Origin of the sequence: Congregibacter sp. (assembly GCF_047617445.1) — a bacterium.
In the GTDB taxonomy this organism is placed as follows: domain Bacteria; phylum Pseudomonadota; class Gammaproteobacteria; order Pseudomonadales; family Halieaceae; genus Congregibacter.
In genome coordinates this window covers 1-8,050 of the sequence record NZ_JBLGBE010000117.1, presented here as the reverse complement: position 1 = coordinate 8,050, position 8,050 = coordinate 1, and the positions used below count along the sequence as shown (strand labels likewise).

Here is an 8,050-nt window from a genome sequence, read left to right as displayed (position 1 = left end):
TCACCTGCCCCCCGGAACCCGTGCCAGACCAGCCCGGATCCGCTTGGGAGTAGCTCACAAGACTGACCAGCAGGTATGCACAAACCGCCGCAACGGCGATGAGTAGTCCCTCGCGTAAACGTGGGGACGCAGGATCTTGAGCCTCTATCTGTTGCCGGGCCATCTCAATAACCTCCGTGACGAGGTACTAGTTTCACGATGTTTTCTAATTTATTCAATAGCTTAAAGTAATTTCCTGATATTAATTTGATCTTTGATCGCAGCGCAGGCATCCATTACCATGGGCGCCTTTTAAGTGAGACCACAACATAATGGCTGATGTTCAACACCACAAATTGATCATACTGGGTTCCGGGCCTGCAGGTTACACCGCTGCTGTCTATGCTGCGCGGGCAAATCTGAACCCGGTTATTATTACGGGTATGCAGCAAGGCGGTCAGTTAACGACGACCACTGAGGTCGAAAACTGGCCCGGCGGCGCTCACGACCTCCAGGGGCCGGGATTAATGCAAGACATGCTGAGTCACGTCGAGCGCTTTGGCACCTCTGTTGTTTTTGATCACATAGACTCCGTCGATCTTGCCGCACGCCCTATCCGCCTTAGCGGCTCCGGGGAGTACAGCTGTGACTCCCTCATCATCTCAACCGGTGCATCGGCACAGTATCTGGGGCTTCCCAGTGAAGAGAAGTTTTTGGGCAGGGGCGTGAGCGCCTGCGCCACTTGTGACGGATTCTTTTACCGCAATAAACGCGTCGCTGTCGTGGGCGGCGGTAACACGGCCGTAGAAGAAGCTCTGTATCTCTCCAACCTGGCCGAAAAAGTAATTTTGGTGCATCGCAGAGACAGCCTGCGAGCAGAAAAAGTCCTTCAGGATCGTCTATTCGCACGGGAAGCAGAAGGTAAAGTCGAGTTTCGCTGGAATCACACCCTGGAGGAGGTTCTGGGTGACGATAGCGGTGTAACCGGAATGCGTATTGCGCCTACGGCTGGCAGTGCTAGCGAAGACGTAGAGCTTGCTGGCGTGTTTATCGCCATCGGCCACAAACCTAACACTGATATCTTCGTAGGCCAATTGGACATGAATGGTGGTTACATCAAAGTCCACAGCGGTATCGAGGGGAATGCAACGGCTACCAGTGCACCTGGCGTGTTTGCCGCCGGCGACGTAGGTGACCACATTTATCGTCAGGCTGTCACGTCTGCGGGGTTTGGCTGTATGGCAGCGCTGGATGCCGAAAAATATCTCGACGAGATGGCGTCCACCACGGCCTGATTGGCCAATGCCCCTTCTTAAACACCTTGAACCCGGCGAGAACTTCCCTCCAAGTAGTGAAGCCCTCGCCTACCCCAACGGCCTGTTGGCCGCCGGTGGAAGTTTAGATTCAGACACGCTTCTTACGGCTTACCGGCGAGGCATTTTTCCCTGGTATGAGTCACCACAGCCTGTCCTGTGGTGGACTCCCGATCCACGCTCGCTCTTGTTTGTGGACGAACTGCACATTTCACGCTCCCTGCGCAAAACTCTGCGCAAAAACGAGTTCAGACTCAGGGTTGACCACCGCTTTAGAGACGTTATGCATGCCTGCGCTGCGCCACGCGACAGCCAGCAGGGAACCTGGATTGAGCCCGAAATGATCGACGCCTATAGCACCTTGAATGCCCAAGGCTGGGCTCACTCGATAGAGGTATGGCGCGACGAATCTCTTGTAGGCGGCCTATATGGTGTAGCCATTGGCGGCGTATTTTTTGGAGAAAGCATGTTCTCACGCGAGGCTAACGCCTCCAAGGTTGCTCTTGTGACACTCGTTTCGCTCTTAAAGAAACGTGGCGCTCAATTTATTGATTGCCAAATAGAAAGCGAACACCTGAACAGTCTTGGGGCAAGGAACGTTTCGCGAGTAGACTTTGAGAATCGACTTCAGCACACTATCCATATGGCGGCAGTATCAGACACATGGACACCGGCAGCGAGCTGCGGTGAGCTGATTTGAAACATAACGCGCTCTTAAGCGTTAGGGCAAACACATGACTTCGTCTTTACGGGATCTCAAGGTGTACACAACCTACCCCCATCGCTGCAGCTATCTAGAAGCTGAGGAAGCCACAACTCTTTTTGTCGATCCTAGACAAACCGTCGATCAGACCTTGTATAGCAACTTATCCATGCTCGGGTTTCGCCGCAGCGGCAATCACATTTACCGTCCCCACTGCAGTCGCTGCAATGCCTGTATACCCGCAAGAGTGCCGGTGAACGACTTTCTCCCCAATCGGACGCAGAAACGCTGTTTGAAACGCAACTCTGACTTGCAGGTCACTGTGCGCACCTCGGTATCCAGCGACGAAAGCTATGCTTTGTACGATCGCTATATCCGTGCACGACATGCCGATGGCGATATGTATCCCCCGGACCGCGACCAGTTCGAGTCCTTTTTGAACAACCCATGGGGCTGCACGGAATACTGTGAGTTTCGCGAGAATGGCCGCCTCCTTGCAGTGGCCGTAGTCGATCTCATGCTGGACGGTCTCTCAGCAATCTACACATTTTTTGATCCCAAAGAAGATGCCCGCAGTCTGGGACGCTATGCCTTACTTTGGGAAATTGAACGCAGCAAAGAGCTCGGCCTGCCCTATGTGTACTTGGGCTACTGGATCCGCAATTGCAGCAAAATGTCGTATAAGTCGGACTATCAGCCACTGGAGACATTGATTAACAATCAGTGGATGCGCTCCACCGACGACTTGATCGAGAGCTTTTGAGCCAGGCGTGAGTTCAATATCCAAGCCCTAACGCCGACAGCGTTAGCGTCCTTTGAATTAAGGCCTAGTTTTCACATCCTTTTGCGGTGGCTCTTAAGAGGCTTTTCGGGCAGAATGCGCGCTGAATTTTTTATAGTAGTAACCAGTGAATGGCTAAAGAAGACCAAATCGAAATGGAAGGCGAAGTGGTAGACACTTTGCCTAACACCACTTTCCGCGTGAAGCTAGAGAACGATCACGTGGTGACTGCCCACATCTCAGGAAAGATGCGTAAGAACTACATACGCATTTTGACCGGCGACAAGGTGCGAGTAGAACTTACACCTTACGACCTGACTAAAGGCCGTATCACCTACCGCGAACGTTAAGCGACAAAAACACCTGGCGTGCGCGGCAGCTGTATCAGCTGGCCGCGCTTTAGCACACTAAGAAATCGCCAACTCGCCTTCGGGTGAATCCTCAGACTCCGGAACTGTCACCTCAAGACCATCTCCGCTTGCGTTAAGCCGCACTAGTGCAGTGCCTCCGCTATTAGCCAAAGCACCAAACAAGACCATCTCCGCCAATGGCTTCTTGATATGCTCCTGAATAACTCGATCCATAGGCCTGGCACCCATATGTCGATCGTAGCCTTTCTCCACTAGCCAAAGACGAGCATCCTCGTCGACGTCAAGTGTGATGCGTTTTTCATCCAGTTGACCCTGAAGCTCCGCAAGGAACTTGTCCACCACAGTGAGAATGACATCCTCGCCCAAGGGCTGGAACTGCACGATGCTGTCCAGACGGTTACGAAACTCTGGCGTAAACATTCGGTTAATCGCTTCCATGCCGTCAGTACTATGATCCTGAGCCGTAAACCCGATAGATCGACGACTGATGGTTTCTGCACCAGCGTTGGTAGTCATCACCAAAATCATATTTCTAAAGTCTGCCTTACGGCCGTTGTTATCCGTTAGCGTTCCGTGGTCCATCACCTGCAGCAGCAGGTTAAACACATCAGGGTGTGCCTTCTCAATCTCGTCCAGTAGCACCACCGCATGCGGGTGTTTCGTTGCAGCATCGGTCAAGAGACCGCCTTGATCAAAGCCCACGTATCCGGGAGGCGCACCAATGAGGCGTGAGACGGTGTGACGCTCCATATACTCCGACATGTCGAACCGGATGAGCTCCAGGCCCAAAATCTTGGCCAATTGTCGCGTAACTTCGGTCTTTCCAACGCCGGTAGGGCCCGCTAACAAAAATGAGCCAATGGGCTTATCGCCCCCACGCAGACCTGCCCGCGCCAGCTTGATAGAGGTGGAAAGGCTGCTCACGGCGTCATCCTGCCCGAAAACCACCATCTTGAGGTTGCTCTCGAGCTTTAACAAAACGTCTTTGTCGCTGCGATTCACAGATTTGGGGGGGATGCGCGCAATCTTTGCGACGACCGCTTCTACATCGTGCTTGCCGATCACTTTTTTACGCTTCGAAGGCGATAGGAGCTGCTGATAGGCGCCCGCCTCGTCAATGACGTCGATGGCTTTGTCTGGCAAAAACCGATCAGTGATGTAGCGAGCCGACAGGTCCGTCGCTACACGCAGCGCTTGGTCGGTGTAGCGCAGACCGTGATGCTCCTCAAATCGAGACTTAAGACCTTTGAGGATCTTATACGCATCATCCACGCTAGGCTCCATGACATCGATCTTTTGGAATCGCCTGCTGAGTGCCTTATCCTTATCAAAAATACCGCGGTACTCCTGAAAAGTCGTGGAACCTATGCAGCGCAGTCGTCCAGAGGTGAGTATGGGTTTGAGCAGATTACTGGCGTCCATTACACCGCCACTGGCTGCACCAGCACCAATTATGGTGTGAATCTCGTCGATAAACAGGACTGCACCTTCTCGACGTTTAAGCTCAGCAAGGAGCCCCTTAAAACGCTTCTCAAAGTCGCCGCGATACTTTGTCCCGGCAAGCAAAGAGCCAAGATCAAGGGAGTACACCTCGGCGCCTTTGAGCATATCCGGCACATCGCCATCTACAATGAGCTTGGCTAGCCCCTCAGCGATAGCGGTTTTGCCGACTCCAGACTCGCCTACAAGCAGCGGATTGTTCTTGCGACGTCGAGCCAAAATCTGGATAACCCGTTCGACTTCCGCTGAGCGGCCAATGAGCGGATCAATACGACCCTGTCGTGCCTCTTCATTAAGATTGGTGGAAAAGCTGTCAAGGGGATTACTTTCACCCTCTTCTGCGGCGCCTTCGGCACGCTCAGGCTCAGACTCACCACCACCTTGCTCCTCACCATCATCGACTTTGGATATTCCATGAGTAATGTAATTAACGACATCAAGGCGAGACACGCTTTGGGTCTTTAGGAAGTAAACCGCCTGGGACTCCTGCTCAGAAAAAATCGCCACCAGCACATTGGCGCCGTTAACTTCGCTTCTTCCGGAGCTTTGAACGTGAAACACGGCCCGTTGAAGCACACGCTGAAAGCCCAGCGTTGGTTGGGTCTCTCGCTCCTGCTCTTCTTCGGGTATCAACGGTGTGGTGGAATCAATAAACTCCACCAGGTCGCCACGCAAGCCACTTAACTGAGCCCCGCATGCCTTGAGCACGCGAATAGCGTCGTTATTTTCCAGCAGTGCGAGTAGTAGGTGCTCCACAGTCATAAACTCGTGTCGCCGTGAGCGCGCCGCGCGAAAGGCGTCGTTTAGCGTCTGCTCTAATTCCTTGCTCAACATGTACTGTCTCCTTCGATGAGCTAGTCCTCGGATGCCTCGATCTCACACAGCAGTGGATGCTGATGATCTCGGGCATATTGGTTGACCTGGGCAGATTTGGTCTCTGCGATGTCTTTGGTATAGATCCCACACACGCCCTTGCCCTGAGTATGCACCGCCAGCATTACTTGAGTCGCCTGCTCACGGTTCATTTTAAAAAATACTTCCAAGACCTCTACGACAAACTCCATCGGCGTGTAGTCATCGTTCAGAAGCACCACTTTATACAGCGACGGACGCTTTAGTTTGGGCTTGGCATCCTGCAGCGCGAGCCCACCGCCATCATCTCCATCATGCTCCTGGTCGTCCGACGACAACCGCCACTGTCCCGCTATACGCTCCTGGACAAACAGGGTTTCTGCCCGAGTTCCACCGATAGGCAGACGTGTTGACTGAGCTCGAAACGTATTCGGGCCTACAGGGAGAGGTAACTCAAATTGACTGTGGATTCGCATTGCATCGAGTATAAGGCTTTTGAAAGCTAGCGCGAGGCCCACAGGTTCAAGCCTCGATAATCGCCCCGAAAACCCTGAAATTGACCACACATGGACTCAAAATGACAGGGCGACTGTGATTTACGCGCACAAAAAAACCCGCCGAGCTTTGCTTGGCGGGCTTCGTTTGCGGACGACGACAAGCGTCAATGCCCGCATTTACGTGCGGCTGTTACATAGACTCGATAATCTTGTCACCGAAACCAGAGCAGCTGACCAAGGTCGCGCCCTCCATCAGGCGTTCGAAGTCATAGGTTACGGTGCCATTTTGAATCGCGCCGTTCATGCCGTCGATGATCAGATCCGCAGCCTCATTCCAACCCATATGACGCAGCATCATCTCTGCTGACAGAATCAAGGAACCTGGGTTCACTTTATCCTGACCAGCGTACTTAGGTGCGGTGCCGTGAGTTGCTTCAAACAGCGCTATCCTGTCCGACAGGTTCGCACCCGGCGCGATGCCAATACCACCAACCTGAGCTGCCAGCGCATCTGAGAGATAGTCACCATTGAGGTTCAGGGTAGCCACTACAGAGTAATCCTTGGGGCGTGTCAGAATCTGCTGCAACATGGCATCTGCAATCACGTCCTTGATGATGATGTCATTGCCGGTGACCGGATTCTTTAGCGATACCCAGGGGCCGCCGTCGAGAAGCTCACCACCAAACTCTTCCTGTGCAAGCTCGTAGCCCCAATCACGGAAGGCGCCTTCCGTGAATTTCATGATGTTGCCCTTGTGCACCAATGTCACTGACGGCAGATCTTGATCGATTGCGTACTGAATCGCCTTGCGCACAAGACGCTTCGTGCCTTCTTCAGACACAGGCTTAATGCCGATGCCAACGTTATTTGGAAAGCGAATTTTGGTGGCGCCCATTTCATTAATAATAAAATCAACGACTTTTTTAGCTTCCTCAGTGCCTGCTTCGTATTCGATGCCCGCGTAGATGTCTTCCGAATTCTCGCGGAAGATCACCATATTGCAGTCGCCCGGCTTCTTCACGGGTGAAGGAACGCCTTCGAACCAACGTACAGGACGCAAACATGTGTAAAGATCAAGCTCCTGACGCAGTGCAACGTTGAGGGAGCGGAATCCGCCGCCAACGGGTGTGGTCAATGGGCCTTTGATGCCCACTGAGTATTCTTTGATCGCCTCAAGAGTTTCCTCGGGGAACCAGTCGCCTTCGTACAACTCGGCGGCTTTTTCGCCGGTATAAATTTCCATCCATGAGATTTTTTTGCTGCCGCCGTAGGCCTTCTCTACTGCTGCATCAACAACATTTATCATCACCGGGCTGATGTCGACGCCGATGCCATCTCCTTCAATATACGGAATGATCGGGTTGTCCGGTACGTTGAGGCTGTTGTCGTCGTTTACAGTGATGCGTGCGCCGCTTTCTGGCACCTTGATATGCTGATAACCCATAGATTCGCTCCAGGCTTGGTTTTACTTCCGCTTGTACTTCAGCGCTCACACAGTAGGTTGCGATACTTAAGTTGCAGTACTGAAGTTGCGATACTGTTGCGATACTTAAGTTGCGATACTGTCGCGATACTTAAGTTACGGTACTTAGTGACCTATGCAGAGTGCTTCCGTTGCGTCAGTTTTTACCTTATTGGCTTAAAGTTGCTTAGATCTCAGAACACGCCGTTTGGTGAAAGGCGGCCCCGAGATCAAAGATCCGTTTTATAAACGATGTATGCCCTCAGGAGTTAAATCATCAAACACTACCCCGACAACGGCATACATACGATCAATGAGAGGCACTGTGGGTGCGTGCAAGGCCGGTCTTGCGAACTGGCTATGCTCTCGAAAATCGGCGATAAGTTTACCAGAATGCAGCGCGCCTTGGCTGCCTTTTCATCGATATTCCGCTAATGGCAGCACTCATCCTCCTCAACAAACCCTACCAAGTACTCAGCCAGTTTACGGATCTATCGGGGCGCGACACGCTAGCGGAGTTTATTAGCACACCCGGTTTTTATCCTGCAGGGCGCCTAGATTATGACTCCGAGGGACTGTTATTGTTGTGCAA

8 protein-coding genes and 1 pseudogene are annotated in these 8,050 nt (G+C 52.6%); 5 read left to right on the top strand and 4 right to left on the bottom strand.

The window, feature by feature from the left end; all coding sequences use genetic code 11:
- The coding region (locus ACI9KD_RS16395; RefSeq protein WP_414982244.1) for a DNA translocase FtsK 4TM domain-containing protein at positions 1-163 on the bottom strand (163 nt) is incomplete at its 3' end.
- Positions 164-311: 148 nt separating this feature from the next.
- Here ACI9KD_RS16395 and trxB point away from each other — a divergent pair.
- From trxB to infA, 4 genes are all read left to right on the top strand, one after another.
- Positions 312-1,274, top strand: a complete 963-nt coding sequence (gene trxB / locus ACI9KD_RS16390; RefSeq protein WP_414982242.1) for a thioredoxin-disulfide reductase — start codon at positions 312-314, stop codon at positions 1,272-1,274.
- A gap of 7 nt (positions 1,275-1,281) precedes the next feature.
- The gene (gene aat / locus ACI9KD_RS16385; protein WP_414982241.1) at positions 1,282-1,992 is read left to right on the top strand and encodes a leucyl/phenylalanyl-tRNA--protein transferase; all 711 of its coding nucleotides are present in this window, start codon (positions 1,282-1,284) and stop codon (positions 1,990-1,992) included.
- Positions 1,993-2,026: 34 nt separating this feature from the next.
- Positions 2,027-2,758 (top strand): arginyltransferase, encoded by a 732-nt coding sequence (locus tag ACI9KD_RS16380; RefSeq protein WP_414982240.1) that lies wholly within the window; start codon positions 2,027-2,029, stop codon positions 2,756-2,758.
- 149 nt (positions 2,759-2,907) lie between these two features.
- Entirely contained in the window at positions 2,908-3,126 is a 219-nt protein-coding gene (gene infA, locus ACI9KD_RS16375) for a translation initiation factor IF-1 (protein WP_008295635.1), read from the top strand.
- Positions 3,127-3,183: 57 nt separating this feature from the next.
- Here the strand turns inward: infA and clpA are convergent, their stop codons facing one another.
- The 3 genes from clpA to icd form a co-directional block, all read right to left on the bottom strand.
- Positions 3,184-5,481 carry an ATP-dependent Clp protease ATP-binding subunit ClpA gene (clpA, locus tag ACI9KD_RS16370; protein ID WP_414982239.1) on the bottom strand — a complete coding sequence of 766 codons (2,298 nt, stop codon included), beginning with the start codon at positions 5,479-5,481 and terminating at the stop codon, positions 3,184-3,186.
- Positions 5,482-5,501: 20 nt separating this feature from the next.
- Positions 5,502-5,855 (bottom strand): ATP-dependent Clp protease adapter ClpS, encoded by a 354-nt coding sequence (gene clpS, locus ACI9KD_RS16365; protein ID WP_414982243.1) that lies wholly within the window; start codon positions 5,853-5,855, stop codon positions 5,502-5,504.
- A gap of 331 nt (positions 5,856-6,186) precedes the next feature.
- Complete coding sequence (icd, locus tag ACI9KD_RS16360; RefSeq protein ID WP_414982238.1) at positions 6,187-7,440, bottom strand: NADP-dependent isocitrate dehydrogenase; 1,254 nt, start codon at positions 7,438-7,440, stop codon at positions 6,187-6,189.
- Positions 7,441-7,892: 452 nt separating this feature from the next.
- Between icd and ACI9KD_RS16355 the strand changes: the two are divergent.
- A pseudogene (locus ACI9KD_RS16355) lies at positions 7,893-8,050 on the top strand (pseudouridine synthase); the annotation flags it as partial.

Excerpts from the sequence above, each read along its gene's own strand:
- trxB (WP_414982242.1), top strand. The coding sequence starts at position 312 with ATGGCTGATGTTCAACACCACAAATTGATCATACTGGGTTCCGGGCCT.
- aat (WP_414982241.1), top strand. The coding sequence starts at position 1,282 with ATGCCCCTTCTTAAACACCTTGAACCCGGCGAGAACTTCCCTCCAAGT.
- ACI9KD_RS16380 (WP_414982240.1), top strand. The coding sequence starts at position 2,027 with ATGACTTCGTCTTTACGGGATCTCAAGGTGTACACAACCTACCCCCAT.
- infA (WP_008295635.1), top strand. The coding sequence starts at position 2,908 with ATGGCTAAAGAAGACCAAATCGAAATGGAAGGCGAAGTGGTAGACACT.
- clpA (WP_414982239.1), bottom strand. The coding sequence starts at position 5,481 with ATGTTGAGCAAGGAATTAGAGCAGACGCTAAACGACGCCTTTCGCGCG.
- icd (WP_414982238.1), bottom strand. The coding sequence starts at position 7,440 with ATGGGTTATCAGCATATCAAGGTGCCAGAAAGCGGCGCACGCATCACT.